Annotated in this window: 14 protein-coding genes; 3 read left to right on the plus strand and 11 right to left on the minus strand. The window is 37.4% G+C overall.

All coding sequences use genetic code 11. From position 1 onward, the window contains the following. Positions 1 to 981 (plus strand): type IX secretion system membrane protein PorP/SprF, encoded by a 981-nt coding sequence (locus tag IPH66_14270; GenBank protein ID MBK7130506.1) that lies wholly within the window; start codon positions 1 to 3, stop codon positions 979 to 981. A 200-nt stretch (positions 982 to 1,181) separates the two neighbouring features. Here IPH66_14270 and IPH66_14275 read toward each other — a convergent pair whose 3' ends face one another. Then, positions 1,182 to 2,837 (minus strand): amidohydrolase, encoded by a 1,656-nt coding sequence (locus tag IPH66_14275; GenBank protein MBK7130507.1) that lies wholly within the window; start codon positions 2,835 to 2,837, stop codon positions 1,182 to 1,184. Beyond that, positions 2,803 to 4,293: a hypothetical protein gene (locus tag IPH66_14280; GenBank protein ID MBK7130508.1), complete on the minus strand. Its 1,491-nt coding sequence runs from the start codon at positions 4,291 to 4,293 to the stop codon at positions 2,803 to 2,805. Before IPH66_14280 ends, IPH66_14275 begins: the two co-directional genes overlap by 35 nt. Positions 4,294 to 4,426: 133 nt before the next feature. Here IPH66_14280 and purL point away from each other — a divergent pair, with 133 nt between their 5' ends. Beyond that, positions 4,427 to 6,658 (plus strand): phosphoribosylformylglycinamidine synthase subunit PurL, encoded by a 2,232-nt coding sequence (gene purL / locus IPH66_14285; GenBank protein MBK7130509.1) that lies wholly within the window; start codon positions 4,427 to 4,429, stop codon positions 6,656 to 6,658. 45 nt (positions 6,659 to 6,703) lie between these two features. After that, entirely contained in the window at positions 6,704 to 7,189 is a 486-nt protein-coding gene (locus IPH66_14290) for an N-acetyltransferase (GenBank protein ID MBK7130510.1), read from the plus strand. 11 nt (positions 7,190 to 7,200) lie between these two features. Here IPH66_14290 and IPH66_14295 read toward each other — a convergent pair whose 3' ends face one another. The 9 genes from IPH66_14295 to IPH66_14335 all read right to left on the minus strand — a co-directional run bounded on the left by IPH66_14295 (position 7,201) and on the right by IPH66_14335 (position 16,394). Next, positions 7,201 to 7,947, minus strand: coding sequence for a tetratricopeptide repeat protein (locus IPH66_14295; GenBank protein ID MBK7130511.1), 747 nt, complete (start codon positions 7,945 to 7,947; stop codon positions 7,201 to 7,203). Beyond that, positions 7,934 to 9,664, minus strand: a complete 1,731-nt coding sequence (locus tag IPH66_14300; GenBank protein ID MBK7130512.1) for a protein BatD — start codon at positions 9,662 to 9,664, stop codon at positions 7,934 to 7,936. Before IPH66_14300 ends, IPH66_14295 begins: the two co-directional genes overlap by 14 nt. Continuing rightward, positions 9,665 to 10,438: a tetratricopeptide repeat protein gene (locus IPH66_14305; protein ID MBK7130513.1), complete on the minus strand. Its 774-nt coding sequence runs from the start codon at positions 10,436 to 10,438 to the stop codon at positions 9,665 to 9,667. After that, positions 10,431 to 11,588, minus strand: a complete 1,158-nt coding sequence (locus tag IPH66_14310) for a VWA domain-containing protein (GenBank protein MBK7130514.1) — start codon at positions 11,586 to 11,588, stop codon at positions 10,431 to 10,433. The genes IPH66_14305 and IPH66_14310 overlap by 8 nt, the downstream gene beginning before the upstream one ends. Beyond that, positions 11,588 to 12,595, minus strand: coding sequence for a VWA domain-containing protein (locus IPH66_14315; GenBank protein ID MBK7130515.1), 1,008 nt, complete (start codon positions 12,593 to 12,595; stop codon positions 11,588 to 11,590). The genes IPH66_14310 and IPH66_14315 overlap by 1 nt, the downstream gene beginning before the upstream one ends. A 20-nt stretch (positions 12,596 to 12,615) precedes the next feature. Next, complete coding sequence (locus IPH66_14320; GenBank protein MBK7130516.1) at positions 12,616 to 13,566, minus strand: hypothetical protein; 951 nt, start codon at positions 13,564 to 13,566, stop codon at positions 12,616 to 12,618. Next, the gene (locus IPH66_14325) at positions 13,563 to 14,450 is read right to left on the minus strand and encodes a DUF58 domain-containing protein (GenBank protein MBK7130517.1); all 888 of its coding nucleotides are present in this window, start codon (positions 14,448 to 14,450) and stop codon (positions 13,563 to 13,565) included. Before IPH66_14325 ends, IPH66_14320 begins: the two co-directional genes overlap by 4 nt. 2 nt (positions 14,451 to 14,452) lie before the next feature. Beyond that, positions 14,453 to 15,313 (minus strand): hypothetical protein, encoded by an 861-nt coding sequence (locus IPH66_14330; GenBank protein ID MBK7130518.1) that lies wholly within the window; start codon positions 15,311 to 15,313, stop codon positions 14,453 to 14,455. Positions 15,314 to 15,377: 64 nt separating this feature from the next. Next, complete coding sequence (locus IPH66_14335; GenBank protein MBK7130519.1) at positions 15,378 to 16,394, minus strand: MoxR family ATPase; 1,017 nt, start codon at positions 16,392 to 16,394, stop codon at positions 15,378 to 15,380. Between the last annotated feature and the right edge of the window lie 198 nt (positions 16,395 to 16,592).

Genomic DNA, 16,592 nt, shown 5'->3' on the forward strand with positions numbered 1-16,592 from the left:
ATGAAAAAGTTAGTATACATATTCGCTATATTGATTTCAATCCAAAGCCATGCGCAGGATCCTGAATTCACCCAATTCTATGCCAACCCGATTTATTTAAATCCGGCTTTGGCAGGGACACACGGATGTCCCCGACTGAATATGAATCACCGTAACCAGTGGCCATCACTGACTGGTGCTTTCATTACCAACAGTATTTCTTATGACCAGTTCGTAAACTCTATGCAAGGTGGTATTGCGTTAATGGTTACCAATGATATGGCCGGTAAAAACACACTCAATTGGACTACCGTGAACCTGGCATATTCTTACCACTTACAAGTAACCAGAAAGTTTACATTGCTTTTTGGAGCTCAAGCCGGTTGGAATCAAAAATACCTAGACTGGAGCAAACTAAGTTTTGGTGATATGATTGACCCTCACCGTGGTTTCATTTATCAAACAGGAGATTTGCCTAGAGGTAAACTGAACGGCACTTGGGGTACTAAAGGATTTTTTGATGTTCAAGCAGGTTTGGTTGGATACTCAAAAAATTTCTACTTCGGATTTTGTGCTAAACACTTGAATACACCTGAAGAAAGTTTGATCCTCAACCCACAAGGTGATAGCCGTTTGCCAATGCGTTTCACAGGGCACATGGGTGCAAACATTGAATTTGGAAAAGGATCACAATACCAAAATGTAACCGCAATTTCACCGAATGTCATCTATACTTATCAGGATGGTTTCATGCAACTGAATATTGGTACGTATATTAAATATGGCGCCTTCACTGCTGGTGCTTGGCTGCGTCCGCGTGATGCGTTTATCCTGTTGATTGGTATTGATACCGGTACTTTTAAATTTGGTTATAGCTATGATGTTACCGTTTCTAAATTGACAAATGCTTCAGGTGGTTCACATGAACTTTCACTTGGATTAAATTTCAACTGTAGAAAACCAACTAAAAAATTCAGAACAATTTCTTGTCCTTCTTTTTAAGTTGACAAAACAATCATTGGCAACGGTCAATGGAGAATAAAATATTGATAAGCTTTAGCAATTATGATTAAAACTACTGCTCAAAATTAATTGCTAAAATTCAGGGGTGGTTCCCTGATCCTGACGAAAGTTGGGAAAGTTTTCTTTGTTTTGGTTTGCGGAAAACGGTGTATTGAAATTCAGTACACCGTTTTTCTTTTTTATTCTGCACTAAAAACTTCAACACCTCCAATAAATGTTTTCTCTACAAATGTGTTGAGAATTTCAGCCGGCGGAATCACCATGATATCTTTGGTGAGAATAATAAAATCTGCATATTTTCCGGCCTCAAGTGAACCTTTTTTGTTGTCTTCAAAATTAGAATAAGCAGCCCAGCGGGTCATGCCCAGCAAGGCTTGTTCTCTGGTAAGCGCCTGATCAAAATAAAAACCACCCTCCGGATTTCCTTGTTTATCTTGCCGAGTAATGGCGGCGTAAAAAGTTTCTAATGGTGAGATATTTTCTATTGGAAAATCTGTTCCCAATGCTAATATACCTGCATGCTCTAATAACTTTTGCCAAGCATAGGCATAGAGAATTCTTTGCGCGCCCACATGTTTTTCTGCCCATCTCATATCTGAAGTGCAGTGGGTGGGTTGCACTGATGGAATAATATGCAAATCACGGAAGTAGTGAAAATCATCCGGTGATAATAATTGGGCGTGTTCAATTTTCCAACGATGATCAGGCACATCACCAATTATATCTGAATATATTTTTAACATCACGCGATTTGCTGAATCACCAATGGCATGGGTGTTAATTTGATAACCAATTTCTGCTGCAAGCTCAGCAATTTCTCTAAAATCATCAGGTGTTGAAAGTAACATACCATAAATACCGGCTGAATCACTATATGGTTGTAAAAGGCATGCACCGTGTGAACCCATGGCACCATCAGCAACTAATTTGAACGAACGAATGAGTAAATGACCTGTTTCATATACTTTGTTTTCTGATGCAAATCGGATATTTCCTTGATCAGGCATGAGCATACAATAGTTTCTGATAGTGAGTAAACCTTGCTCATACCAATTCACAAATAATTCTCGGTCTGTTGAATTTACACCGGCGTCATTCAGTGAGGTCAACCCTTGTTCAAATAAATTATATTCCGCCTCTTGCAGATATTTTAATTTTGTTTCAGGTGATGATTCCGGAACAAATTTGGCAACAGCATCAAATGCATTATCCAATAAAATGCCGGTTGTTTTTCCATTTATTTTTTGGATTTCTCCTCCGGCAATGACAGTGTCTTCTGTGATGCCTGCAATTTCAAGTGCCTTGGAATTTGCCAATGCGGCGTGTCCGTCAATGCGTCTAATGAGAACCGGTTTGTCAGGAAAAAGAATGTCCAATGTATCTTTAGTCGGGAACTGCTGACCTTGCCAAAGTGTTTGATCCCAACCACGTCCTGTTATCCAATCAGGATTATTTTTTTGATCGTACGCTATCAGTTTTTTTATGACTTCATTGTATGATAACGATCCTGTCAAATCTACTTCAATCAATGTTTGTGCATAAGCCCAAAAATGACAATGCGCATCATGAAATCCTGGATAAATTGGTTTCATACCGGCATCAATTACCTGATCACAATCATATCGGTTTAGAATTTCTCTCTCAGGACCAAGTTCTAAAATTTTTCCGTCTTTGATTGCCATTGCTTCATACATGGTAAAGTTTTTATCACAAGAATATATTTTGGCATTGTGTATGATCAGATCAGCATCTTTTCCTTGATAACAGGAACTAAGGAGAAATACAATAAAAAAAAGTGCACTAATTTTTTGCAGACGTGGTGATTTTTTTCCCATGATATAAAATAAAAAACAAAATAATAATAAAGAGTTCAGCTGGTGTTTTGTAACGTGCAATGGCTCCAAATACCGGTGTTGTCCAGCCAATGAGAATTAGTAAACAAAATGAAAATCCGGTTAGCATCACAATAAAATATATTTCGTTTGCCGCATAATTTTTTTTTCTTTTCAAAATTCCAAAAATTAACATGGAAAGAATAACAAGATTTTGAATGAAGGAAAAATTTTTCAAGGATCCACCTGAATCAGAAGGGAACGGACGCACCAAGGTATTCAATAATGTTTCAGGAATAGTAGTAATCATCTTTAATCTATTGCCTGCTATTTTTGTTGTTTTAAAATAACTATTGGACGGCGCAGTAACTAAATATACTGCGTATTCCTTGTCAGAAGGTGTAATAGTGAAGGAATGAAAAGTGTCATGTCCAAATAACTTATACTCACCTATAGTAGATTCCAATACTTTGATTTTAGAAATAGTATCTGTCTCAAAATTTTTCAAATACTTGTAGTCAAATGAACAGAAGGCTGAATCGTTGATGAAAAAAATTCCCCCGCGCGCCAAATTATCCAACTCTGCTTGTTTGAATGATACCCGTTCACAGAGATTAATTTTTTTAGGCGTGAAGGTGAAAACCATGGCAAGTAATAGCATGGAAGAAATGAAAATCCAAATTCCGGACCTGCGCCAATGAATAAAATTTCCTGCTAAAATAAATAGGATGAATGGGAGCAGAATTAAACCCACGTGCGGTTTATTGAACAAGGAAATAAGCAAACCAAAACAGAGCACAAGTAAATACTTAAAATTGAAATCATCGCTTATTTTTTTCAGTGACCAGCAAAGGATGCCAATAGAAAAAATGCTGACTGATTCTTTGGTAATTCCGCTACTCCAAAAAGCAATTGAAGGCATCAACAACAAAACGAGCAAGAATAATTTTTTATAATGAATCCAGTCTTTAAAACTCTGATAAATTAAAATAATACCTAGAAAAGAAATGGCTGCAAAGACTAGCGCGTGTATATATGAATTGTTACGTGAAAAAAAATGTATGCATGAATTGAGTTTAATAATTAGGCGGTTATCATTTATGGTTTCGCCATTTTCACCTGCGTCCCAGACAACAGAATTTTTCAAAGCGCCCTGAAGCAGTTCAGGTTCATCTCCGGCAAAACCGGCCATGATTTTTAAATATAAAACCGGATCATCTTTTGCAATTTCATATAAGACTTTCCCATCTTCTTGAAATTTATAGGAGTCTCCTTGCAATGCATAATTTTTGGAAGGATTATAGTAGACACTGAAGATCTGAACAAAAAGAATACAATACAGTAATTTGCCAAACCAGCCAATCCATAAAAATCTCAGGTCAATAGCGGTTTTCTTGGATATTTTATACAGTATCCAAGCAAAGAGCAAAAAGAGTAGTATGAGTATTAAGTAGTCCAACGCCTATAAAAATACAAATAATCAGATGTATTGATGATTATTATACCTGTTGAAAAGTTGAGATAACATCATTCAGGGTTAGTCCATGACCTCAGAAGAATGACTAAATTTGCATAATTAAATATCAAGTTATATGGGAAGCAAAGTATCTCCACCTGCCACTTTAGAACAAGCCATTGAATTAGGATTACGTGCTGAAGAATTTGACCAAATTAAAGAAATTCTTGGGCGCACACCAAATTTTACAGAAATATCAATTTATTCTGTAATGTGGTCTGAGCATTGTTCTTACAAAAATTCTATCAAGTGGTTGAAGACCTTACCAAAAGATGGCCCACACATGTTAGTGAAAGCAGGTGAAGAAAACGCAGGACTGGTTGATGTTGGTGATGGTGTTGGTTGTGCTTTTAAAATTGAATCACACAATCACCCGAGTGCATTAGAGCCCTATCAAGGTGCCGCAACAGGTGTTGGCGGAATCAATCGTGATATTTTTACCATGGGTGCACGTCCGGTTGCACAATTAAATTCTTTGCGCTTTGGAGAACTTGACAAAGCCCGCACAAAATGGTTGGTTAAAGGCGTGGTAAAAGGAATTGGTGATTACGGAAACGCATTTGGAATTCCCATTGTTGGTGGTGAAGTTTTTTTTGATAAATGCTACAATACTAATCCTTTGGTGAACGCCTTTTCAGCCGGCATACTAGAGGGAAAAATGATTTCAGCAAAAGCAAAAGGGCCGGGTAATCCTGTTTATATCGTAGGCTCTTCTACCGGTAAAGATGGAATTGCCGGCGCAGCATTTGCAAGTAAAGACTTGACTGAAGAATCAGCTGCAGATTTACCCGCCGTGCAAGTGGGTGATCCGTTTCAAGAAAAACTTTTGTTAGAGGCTACGCTTGAACTTGCAAAAACAGATGCCATTGTGGGTATGCAAGATATGGGCGCAGCAGGTATCACATGTTCTACAACTGAAATGAGCGCCGGCGGTGGGGTAGGTATGGATATTGATTTAAGTAAAGTTCCAACCAGACAAGAAAACATGAAAGATTGGGAAATTCTTTTGTCTGAATCTCAAGAGAGAATGTTGGTTGTAATTGAAAAAGGAAAAGAAAAAGTAGTTGAAGATATTTTCAAAAAGTGGGATTTACATGCCGTGCAAATTGGTGTTGTTACTGATGGCCCAATGAATAATTATTATATGCACGGTGAACTTGTAGCATGTGTGCCGGCAAAATCACTGGTGCTGGGTGGTGGTGCGCCACAATATGATCGTGAATACCGTGAACCTGCCTATTATAAAGAGTACAAAAAATTCACTATTGATTCTGTTAAACAACCTAACGATTTGAAAGCAGTTGCCATGAAGCTGATGAAAAATCCTAACATCGCTTCTAAACGTTGGGTGTATGAGCAATATGACTCCATGGTGTGTACCAATACCATAACAACAAACAGACCAAGCGATGCAGGCATTGTCAATTTAAAAGGGTCAAACAGAGCGCTTGCTATGACCGTTGATTGTAATTCAAGATATGTGCATGCTGATCCTGAAATTGGGGCACAAATTGCCGTGTCTGAAGCCGCCAGAAATTTGGTTTGTTCAGGTGCCGTTCCGTCTGCTTTAACTAATTGTCTCAATTTCGGAAATCCATACAACCCTGAGTGTTACTGGCAATTTGTTGGTGCAATAAAAGGCATGAGCAAAGCTTGTCTCAAATTTCAAACACCGGTTACGGGTGGAAATGTTTCTTTTTATAATCAAACAAAAATTGATGGTAAAGAAGAACCCGTTTTTCCTACACCTACTATTGGAATGATTGGTGTGGTGAAAGATAAATCAAAAATCATGACCTTGGATTTTAAATCAAAAGGTGATATGATTTTTCTGATTGGTGAATCAAAAGATGATATTTCTTCATCTGAATATTTAGTTTCATATCATGGCATTACTAATTCACCTGCTCCCTATTTTGATTTGGAAAAAGAATTTGCCGTGCAAGAAACGGTGAAAGGATTAATTGATAAAAAACTCATTAATGCTGCGCATGATTGTGCTGATGGTGGTTTGTTCACGACCTTGGTTGAAATGGCAATCCCTAACAAATTAGGCTTTGATATTGTAACTGATTCTGAAGTGCGTGAAGATGCATTTTTGTTTGGTGAAGCGCAAGGCAGAGTGGTTGTAGGGGTTAGTGAAGCGCAAGAGGATGAATTCATTGAGTATATGATGGAACAAAAAACACCGTATACTTTATTAGGTCATGTAACCAAAGGAAAAATTTGTGTTGATGAAATTCAGTTCGGATTTTTGGATGACTACAAAAAAGTTTACGACAATGCGCTTGAAGAAGCCTTGTCTTAAGATTAAAAAGGTACTCACTGCGTAAACAATTCAATTGAAGCAGCAATGATCAGAAGCGCAACAACAGCTGACGCAAAGCAACTTGCTGATTTGTATAATTATTACATCAGGCATACGTTGATTACATTTGAAGAGGTTGAACTAACTGAAGAAGATTTTGCTGAGCGCATATTAAATATTCAAAAAAATTATCCGTTTTTAGTATTTGAAGATCAAGGTGAAATTCTTGGTTTTGCATACGGCAATAAATGGCGTGAACGTTCAGCTTATCGTTTTGCACTTGAATCAAGTGTGTATGTTAAGCAAGGTCATTTCGGAAAAAAAATTGGCGCCGGTTTGTATCATGAACTCTTTCGTTTACTAAAGGCGCAAGGGTGTAAACAAATCATCGGTGTGATAACCTTACCAAATGATACCAGCGTGCAGATGCATGAAAAAATGGGATTTGTAAAAGCTGCACATTTTCATCAGGTAGGTTTTAAATTCAATACCTGGTGTGATGTTGGATTCTGGCAGCGCCCGTGTGAATAAAAAATTGTCTGCTAAATTTTCTTCAAATCTTCAATGAATATCCAACCGGTGGTTCCATTTACATCAATTTGCAACCAGGCATCGTTTTGCTGAAGAATTTTCACTTTAGAACCTTCATGCAATTCAAAACTCACGTTGGCTTTGTCAAGTGGTGAAACTCTTACTTCAGCTGTTTTGGAAATGATGATAGCCTCGTCATCTGACATGAGAGATTTTTTGTGCATCCATGAAGTAATTGTGCTGAACGCAAGTAGCAAACCAAACAACATGCCGCCCATCAGGCTTAGGTTTCTGATGCGTCGTGATTTGCTGATGAAAAATAATAGCACTACAAAACTGAACAGTACACTGCTAGCCATGCTGATATAGGCCCAGAAATTAATGTTAGGACCAAAAAGTAATCTACGTAACCACTCTGTTATTGCTGGTTCAGGTTGTTCAATCTGATCTTCAGTTAAGAGGTTGACAAATTCAAGATTAAATTTTGCATCTTCATTTTTAGGATCAATTTTCAATGCACGTTCGTATGCCCAGATGGCTAAACCAATTCGGTTACTCTTGTAATAAGCATTGCCTAAATTATAATATACTTCTGAATTATATTCTGATGAATCTAAAATGCTTTCGTATTCTTTTGCAGCAGTTTTATAGTGCTCTTCACTGTAATATTTATTGCCTGATGAAAACAAATCATCTGCAAACGTATTTGCCGTAAAAAGCAAACACAAGAGGGTGATATGAAAGTTAAATTTTTTCATCTAATTGTTCAATCAGTTTTTGCGTGGCGCGTACAGTTTCTTCTAAATTTTCAGCGGATACCGGAGCGTATTGCGCCATTTCAATTTTTTTCCAAATGTGTGAAAGTTCAAGTAATAAGTCAGTTTCAATTTTCAATTTTTCTAATTCCAGCGTAATTGATTTTAACGACAAGCCTGAAAGCGATAGATTCAATTTGGTCATCAGGTAGGTGATCAAGGTGTTTTGCACTATTTTAACTGCTTCTTTGTCTTGTCCGTTTCTCAATGTTTGAATAGATTTTGAAAGATTTTTCAAGGCAGTTTTTCTTGCTGATTTTTTTTGAAGATCTGATTTTGTTTCAGGGGAGATATTTTTACTACGTCTGCGAATCAGTGCTACCAATACAACCAAGAAAGGAGGCCCAAGCAACATGATAAAATAGGGCATGGTTCCAAAAATAAAATCGCCGGTGCTAAATGTAATTCCTTTGTTTTGATGAATGAATTGGATGTCTGTGTTTTCAATGTCAATCGGCTGCTGTCCTTTGTAAATAGTGCCGTGGTTTTCATCACCTTCTTCAACATGAATTGAAATTTTATTGGTGCTTAGTTCAGTCCATTTTTTTTCATTGAGATTGAAGTAAGAAAAGGTCACCGGCTGAAGTTCATAATCACCGGGTTTTTCTGCGGTAATAATGTATTTATAGGTAACTGTACCACGTAATCCTTGTTCAGTCAATTCTGTTTCATCTTCAGCCACCGGGTCAACGGTAGTGAAACCTTCAGGTAAATTTAGTTTTGGTTCATCAAAGGCATTGAGATTTCCTGTACCCGTAATTTTAATGCTTAGTGTGAATGACTGTCCTTGTACCAGTTCATCTTTGTCTGAATCTGCAGACAAATCAAATCGTCCTACCAAACCATTGGCGTTTGGCGGAATGTCACCGGGTAATTTTTTGACATCAATAGAAACTGAGTTTGATTTACCTTCTTCCCTGTCGTTGTTAATGAAATCAATTGCAATGAGTAATGATCCGGCGTAGGGATCAATAGTAATTTTTCCTGCGCGTTGTGGTATGCACAATTCTTTTCTCAATTCAAGCACGTAGAAGCGTTGACCCTTAATGTTCTCTTGAGTCATGGTATAATTTGTGCGGTTCGGGTTGAGGTCTGTTCTCCACAATCCGCTGGCATTTCCAAGTTCAATACTCTCTATTTGAGTAGGTTTTTTAAGGCTGTAATATTTGAACGTGAGAACAAAAGGTTCTCCAACAAAAACGGATGATTTATCTGCACTGAGTTTGAAAAAATAATTGCCTTTGTTGCTGCTTTGATTGGTTGTGGTGTTTTGTTGTCCTTTACTAATTACTTTAACTGTTGTGGGCTGACCGGAATTTACCTTTTTCAATTTACATTTCATGCTTGCTGTTCCAATGGAATAGGTGCCTTTTTTTGGGGCTCGCAAATAATAGGTTGTAGTGTATTCTGTTTTCTGGGTAGTTTTTCCATTAACAGAAACACTGCTGCTTGAATAACCTGTTTCAGGGCCGCCTTCAATCGTAAATTCTCCAAAGTCAGGCGGTGTTACGGGGCAGTCATTGTTAGCAACCAGTTGATAGGCAAAAATTTCTCCTTCTTCAACGGTGTTTGATTCTATGCGCACTTCAAGTGTTGGCACATTTTGACTTAATGCCACACCGGTGTATAAGAAAAATACTATGTAAAAAATTGTCTTCACTTACCAATCTTTTTTTCGTGGAGATCCTTCTCCAACTTTTTTCTTTTCATCTAATTTTTTCTGAACTTCTTTTTCTTTTTTCAAGGCTGAATCTAAAATTCGTCTGGCTTGTTCTTTAGAAATGCGCTGTGGTTGTCCGTTCTGCATGTTTTTATCTTGTTGCTCATTTCCATTATTATTCCCATTCTGCTGATCATTCTGATTGTTTTGATTCTCGTCTTGATTCTGATTTTGGTTTTGATTCTGATCTTGATTCTGATTCTGATTCTGATTTTGATTTTGATTCTGGTTTTGATCTTGATTCTGATCTTGATTTTGATTCTGATTTTGGTTCTGTTGTTGCTGTTGTTGTTTTTTCAATTCAAGTGCATAAGCCAGATTATAGCGTGCATCTTCGTCTTTAGGATTTAGTTTCAGACATGATTTATAGGCATCAATGGCATCATCTAATTTTTGATTCATGAAATAGGCATTGCCCAAGTTGTGATAAACTAATGAACGATCATACGCTGTAGGAGCCATATCCAGTATTGTACCGTAAACATCACTTGCTTTTTCAAATTCTTGATTTCTGAAATATGCATTGCCTAAATTGTAATTAGATTTAAAACTCAACGGCGCAATGGATACCGCTTGTTGATAGTAATCAATAGCATCAGCATAGTTCTCATTTTCATAAGCACGATTTCCGTAGTAGAGGAATTTTTTTTCCTCTGTCTGCCCCAATGCTTGTGCACTGATGAGCATGATGATTATCCATTTTATCTTATCCATTGTACTCTTGTAATCTGTGAATGATTCCTGATCGTTTTTCTGACAGAAAAAATTCGATGAATAAAAAGAAAAATCCAATTCCTAAAAACCATTGGTACTGGTCTTCAAAATCTGTATATAATACTGATTCCATTTCAGTTTTTTCAATATCTCTGACAGTTTCTAATAAGCCTTCCAGATTGACATACGTTCCTTCAGCTTGCACGTATGCGCCACCGCCGGCCACTGCTATTTCCTGTAACATCGTTGCGTTCAAAACGGTAAAAACCGTGTTGCCGTTATCATCTTTTTTGTATCCTTCAATTTTGCCATCAACATAATTTGGAATAGGCGTTTCTTTGTTTGTACCCATTCCAACAGTGCTTACAACAATATTATATTCAAATGCACCTTTGGCAACGGATACCGGATTTCCTTCGTGATCTTCTCCGTCTGAAATAACGATGATGGCTTTGTTTACACCATTTTCCATGTCAAAACTTTTCATGCATTTATCAATAGCCAAGCCAATATCTGTACCTTGATTGGTCATCATTTCAGGGCGTACAGATGATAAAAATAATTTAGCCGCGCGATAATCATTCGTGAGCGGAACTTGAACAAAAGCATCACCTGCAAAAATTACAATACCTACTTTATCTCCGTGTAAATTATTCAGTAATCTTTCAATGGAAAGTTTTGCAACCTGTAATCTGTCCATCTCAGTATCCAAATCTTTGGCGCGCATTGAATTTGAAATGTCTAAGGCAATCATGATTTCAATTCCCTCAGCAATTGCTTTATTTTTACCTTGGCCGTATTGTGGATTTGCCATCGCAAGTATGAGAAATACAACCCCGTTGCGAAATAGAAAAAATTTCACAAAAGATTTCACGTTAGAAACCGGAAAGGTGAGATAACGCAATAAACGATCATCTGCCAGCGCTTTTAGTTTTTTATTTTTCCATTGCATTACGGCAAAGTATCCAAGAATTAAAAAAGGAACGAGCATCAATGCCCACAACCAGTCTGTGTTTTCAAATTGAAATGCTTCCACATCATCTAACATAAAATAATACAAACTAAAATACAACAGCCAGAAAACTGTTTCCCAAATCACAACAGAAATGAGCAGATTTTTGAGGTCATATTTATGTGTATTCAATTCCATTATGGTATGCTGCGTAATAAGGTATGATTAAAAATTTTATGCAAGATTAAAAGACAAATACCAATAAATAGAAGACCGTAAAATTTCTCCGGTGGATTCACCCGATACTCCAACACTTTTACTTTAGATTTTTCAAGCAAATCAATTTCTTTATAAATCATTTCAAGTTGATCTTTATCTTTTGCGCGATAGTATTTTCCACCGGTATGGTCAGCAATTTGTGTCAGTAATTCTTCATCTATTTCAACCGGCATGTCTTGAGTAATTGTACCAAAAGGAGTTTGTACCGGAAAGGGTGCAGTGCCATCTTGTCCAACACCAATGGTATAAACGCGAATATTATTTTCTTTTGCAACAGATGCAGCAGTAAGCGGATCGGTATCGCCTGAATTATTTACTCCGTCAGTGAGCAGGATAATAACTTTACTTTTTGCATCACTTTCACGCAAGCGGTTAATGGCTGTGATCAAACCTAAACCAATTGCGGTACCATCTGTAATAATATCGCTGTTTTGAACTTGGTTGAACAAATCTTTCAGCATTTCATGATCATTGGTGAGTGGCGCCTGTGTATAAGCCTCTGCTTGAAAAACTACTAATCCAATGCGGTCAGCAGGTCGTTCATCAATGAAATCACAGGCAACTTCTTTTGCTGCTTCTAACCGGTTTGGTTTAAAATCCATGGCGCCCATACTGCCTGAGGCATCAATTGCCATCACAATGTCAATACCCTCCATGTTTTTTTTGCGATAATCATCAATATCATTTGGCAAATGAGGACGAGCCATAGCAAGTATCAGGGCAGACAATCCAATCAACAGTACGAACAAATTCAGATGTCTGAACAAGGCAATGAAACTGAATTTTTCAAGATTAAAATTTTGCAGCGATGAGAAATTTATGTTTTTAAATTTTGATGACTCATGATATAAGTACCAAAAAAGTATTGCCGGCAAAGCAAGAAATAACCAGAACGCCTCTTTGTGGACATACGTGTAATCAAAAATTGCTATGTCAAAATATTTACTCATTCAGTTGTTTGTGCCGGTGTTTCATCTTTGTCTGCAATTCTTGTGCGCTCTACAAAATCAATGGATTGTTGAAGTGAAAGGTAACCATCCTCATCCATGGGTTTGAACTTGGCAAATTTCACCATGTCTGCTTGTGAAAGAATTTTTTTCAGATTTACTTTATCGTTGTCATCCATGTCAGCGTTGCGCAAATCTGCCAGAATTTCTCTAGTTGTTTTCTCCATGGCAAAAATGTCAAAACGCTCTTCCAAGTATTTTCTTACGGTATCGGTGAGCAATGAATAATACTCTTTTTTATTTTCATCACGCCATTTTTCATTGTTGAGCAAGTCATGAAGTACGGATAAAGCGGTAATGTGAGCAGGCACTTTTGGTTTTTCAGGTTCTGGTTCATCTTTCTTTCTACTTTTCATCCATCTGAACAAAAAGAAAATTGCTGCAATAAAGGCAATGCCTGCGAATATATACCAGTAAGTTTTTAACCAGTCTTTTGCCATTTCACTGAATGAATATTCTACACCATAAATGGGTTTTATGTCAACAATTCCTTTGGATGTATCCACTTCAACGGTTTCTACCAAAAGTTCAAGTGGGTTGGTTTTTATTTTACTATCATTCCAGGTTATTTCTTGTTCCGGTATTGTAAATCTTCCGGGTTCAAAGGCTGAAATAGTTAGTTGTTGCTCACGACGATAAATTTTGTTGACCGAATCAATGAGTGATTCATAATCAACTGTCTTGTCAATAATTTCAATTTCATTCGTTAGATATTCATCATACTGCGGCCAGCCAATTAATGCATCTTCAGCCGGATTTGGATAGTCAAACAAAATGCGCAATACCGTTTGCTCACCAATTCTGATATGATTGGTATCTATACTCATCTCGGCCTTTTGTGCAATACCAAAAAGCGGAAGAAAAAAAGCTATGGTTAAAAAGCGTTTCATCCTCGGTGATTGAACAAATTCATGAGTGGTTTGATATAGCCTTCATTGGTGAAAATTTCTGCAAAATCAACTTTTGATCTGCGAAAAGTTATTCTCAGTTTTTCATCACGGCTTATAGATTGTTGTTTGAATTTTTCCCTCACTTTTTTTGATGAAGTATTGATCCATCTTGTTTTGCCGGTTTCCAAATCATACAAATTTGCAATTCCTATATCGGGCAATGTTTGATCTGCTTTGTCAAGTACTTTCAATGCAACCACATCATGTCGGCGTGAAGCAATTTTAAGCGCATCTGACAATTCTGATTTTTTTTCATCAGCAAGGGGAACCAAAAAATCACTCAGAATGAAGGCAATACTTTTTTTCTTCACCATTTTTGAAAAATATTTCAGGCCTTCCGGAATATTTGTACTTCTTCCCTCCGGCTCAAAATTGATTAATTCACGAATGATTCTGAGAATATGTGATTTTCCCTTTTTAGGAGAAATGAATTTTTCAACGCGATCAGAAAAAAGCACCAATCCAATGCGATCATTGTTAGACACGGCAGAAAATGCAAGCACCGCGCAAAGTTCAGTAATGGTTTCTCGTTTCAACTGATTTCGGGTTCCAAACATGCCTGACGCTGAAACGTCCACCAATAACATGACAGTTAATTCACGTTCTTCTTCAAATACTTTTACAAATGGTTCATTGAAACGCGCGGTCACGTTCCAGTCAATAGTTCGTATTTCATCACCAAGTGCATAATCACGCACTTCACTGAAAGCCATACCGCGTCCTTTGAATGCAGAGTGGTACTCACCGGAAAATATCTGGTTAGAGAGTCCTTTTGTTTTGATCTCTATTTTGCGTACTTTCTTTATGAGTTCTTTGGTTTCCACGTTTATTTCATGTCTATAATTTGCCAGCTTTTTAGTTCACTGGTTCCACCTGAATACTGAACTAAAACTGCACGCAACGTAATTTTTTTCTTTAACTCTTCTTCAGTCCAACTTTCTTTTTTATTCAAATAAAATATTTCTGAATCAGCAAAATCCCAAACAAAAGCAGCACGTCCGTTGTGATTCATGGGGTATCCGGTAAATACTGTTTTCTCTACTGTATCAATGCTCATTGGATAAAGCACCAGACGATAATAAATTTTTGTTGTGTCAGAGAACATTCCCTGCGGTCCGTCTGGAGTAGAATAATAATCACGCGGGTATGGTTCTCTTTGAATGATACCTTTTACGGCAACAAATTTTCCTTGATAATTTTCTTTGGTGTCAAGGTAAATTCCATCAAGTTGTTGACCTCCTTTGGGGTGGTACACTTCATCTTTTACAATCACTGTATCTCCCAATTTATAAAACGGACGCTCGTACATTTTTTCTATTTGTATGTATGCTGCTAGTCTGGCAAAACTTGAGAATTCAAAAATGCGTACACAGTTTTCATACAGCTTGATGCCACCCATGTGCCAACGCAAAAAAGGCATACCGTCATCTGTCAGCATGCGGCTATTTGGCTGAATGGTCATCACGGTATCAAACTCTTCACCAGACTGATTTAAAAAATGCGTGAACATGAGCGTATCATTCAGTGGGGTGAGGTGAATTTCTCCATATTCATTTCCGTAGACCGTGGTATTTTTTGTCTGTGAATTTTTCTCAACGAATTCTGTTTCTACATAGCTCAACTGATCTGAACAAGCCGCAGATGTGCTCAGAAAAATGCCCCATGTTATGTATAAAATTCGTGTCAAAATCTTGAATTATTTTCTTGGTTCAATTCTATTCAGTAATTTTTTTCAGTAGAGATATAAGAGTCTATGGCACTTCAACAAAGTCCATAATTTTTTTCACTAAATCAGCTTGGGTGATATCCTCCGCTTCGGCTTCATAGGTCAACCCAATTCTGTGGCGCAAAACATCAGGACACACAGCCCGCACATCTTCAGGAATTACAAATCCGCGGTGATTGATGAAGGCGTAAGCTTTTGCAGCCAAAGCCATATTGATACTTGCACGAGGTGATGCGCCAAAACCAATCAGGTGGGTGAGATCTTTCAATCCGTATTCGGCCGGTTTGCGTGTTGCAAAAACCAAATCAACGATATACTTTTCAATTTTCTCATCAAGATAAACTTCTTTCACCAGTTCTTTGGCACGCAAAATTTGTTCAACACTGATGATGCTGTTTGCTTTTGGAAAACCTTTGGGTGAAATATTCTGACGAACAATTAATTTTTCTTCTTCTCTGCTTGGGTAATCAAGATATACTTTAAGCATAAAGCGGTCAACCTGTGCTTCAGGTAATGGGTAAGTACCTTCTTGCTCAATTGGATTTTGTGTCGCTAAAACTAAAAATGGTTGAGGCAACATATACGTGGTTTCACCAATGGTTACTTGTCTTTCCTGCATCGCTTCAAGCAAGGCGCTTTGCACTTTTGCAGGGGCACGGTTGATCTCATCTGCAAGAATAAAATTGGCAAAAACGGGTCCTTGTTTTACCGTGAACTCTTCTCTTTTTTGATTGTAGATCATGGTTCCTACCACGTCAGCAGGTAAGAGGTCAGGGGTAAACTGAATACGATTAAATTTTCCGCCAATGGTATCTGACAAAGTTTTAATAGCCAATGTTTTTGCCAGTCCGGGTACACCTTCCAACAGTACATGTCCGTTAGCAAGTAAACCAATCATGAGTCGTTCTATCATGTATTGCTGACCAACGATTACCTTGTTGATCTCAGCATTCATTTGGTCAAGGAACGCACTTTCATGTTGAATTTTTGCGTTGATTGCCTCAATGCTTTGAGGTGAATTTGATGTTGAATTTTCTTCCATAAAAACCTTTGTTGCGCTCTATATACAAAACTACAAAGGGTGTACGCCGTAACAGGTTGATCGGCTGTTAAAAATTGTTAAGCACTGAAAGCACTGTAAATACTGAGGTTTTTAGTGAATTTATTTACTTGATTTTATGCTTTTTTAACGCAAATTTTAACTGAAAAATTATTAATATCGTGGTGTACTAAAATGGGG

It is taken from the genome of Crocinitomicaceae bacterium (assembly GCA_016708105.1).
In the GTDB taxonomy this organism is placed as follows: domain Bacteria; phylum Bacteroidota; class Bacteroidia; order Flavobacteriales_D; family Crocinitomicaceae; genus JADJGJ01.

Coding starts and splice junctions, on each gene's coding strand:
- IPH66_14270 (MBK7130506.1), top strand. CDS start 1: ATGAAAAAGTTAGTATACATATTCGCTATATTGATTTCAATCCAAAGC.
- IPH66_14275 (MBK7130507.1), bottom strand. CDS start 2,837: ATGGGAAAAAAATCACCACGTCTGCAAAAAATTAGTGCACTTTTTTTT.
- purL (MBK7130509.1), top strand. CDS start 4,427: ATGGGAAGCAAAGTATCTCCACCTGCCACTTTAGAACAAGCCATTGAA.
- IPH66_14290 (MBK7130510.1), top strand. CDS start 6,704: ATGATCAGAAGCGCAACAACAGCTGACGCAAAGCAACTTGCTGATTTG.
- IPH66_14295 (MBK7130511.1), bottom strand. CDS start 7,947: ATGAAAAAATTTAACTTTCATATCACCCTCTTGTGTTTGCTTTTTACG.
- IPH66_14305 (MBK7130513.1), bottom strand. CDS start 10,438: ATGGATAAGATAAAATGGATAATCATCATGCTCATCAGTGCACAAGCA.
- IPH66_14310 (MBK7130514.1), bottom strand. CDS start 11,588: ATGGAATTGAATACACATAAATATGACCTCAAAAATCTGCTCATTTCT.
- IPH66_14320 (MBK7130516.1), bottom strand. CDS start 13,566: ATGAAACGCTTTTTAACCATAGCTTTTTTTCTTCCGCTTTTTGGTATT.
- IPH66_14335 (MBK7130519.1), bottom strand. CDS start 16,394: ATGGAAGAAAATTCAACATCAAATTCACCTCAAAGCATTGAGGCAATC.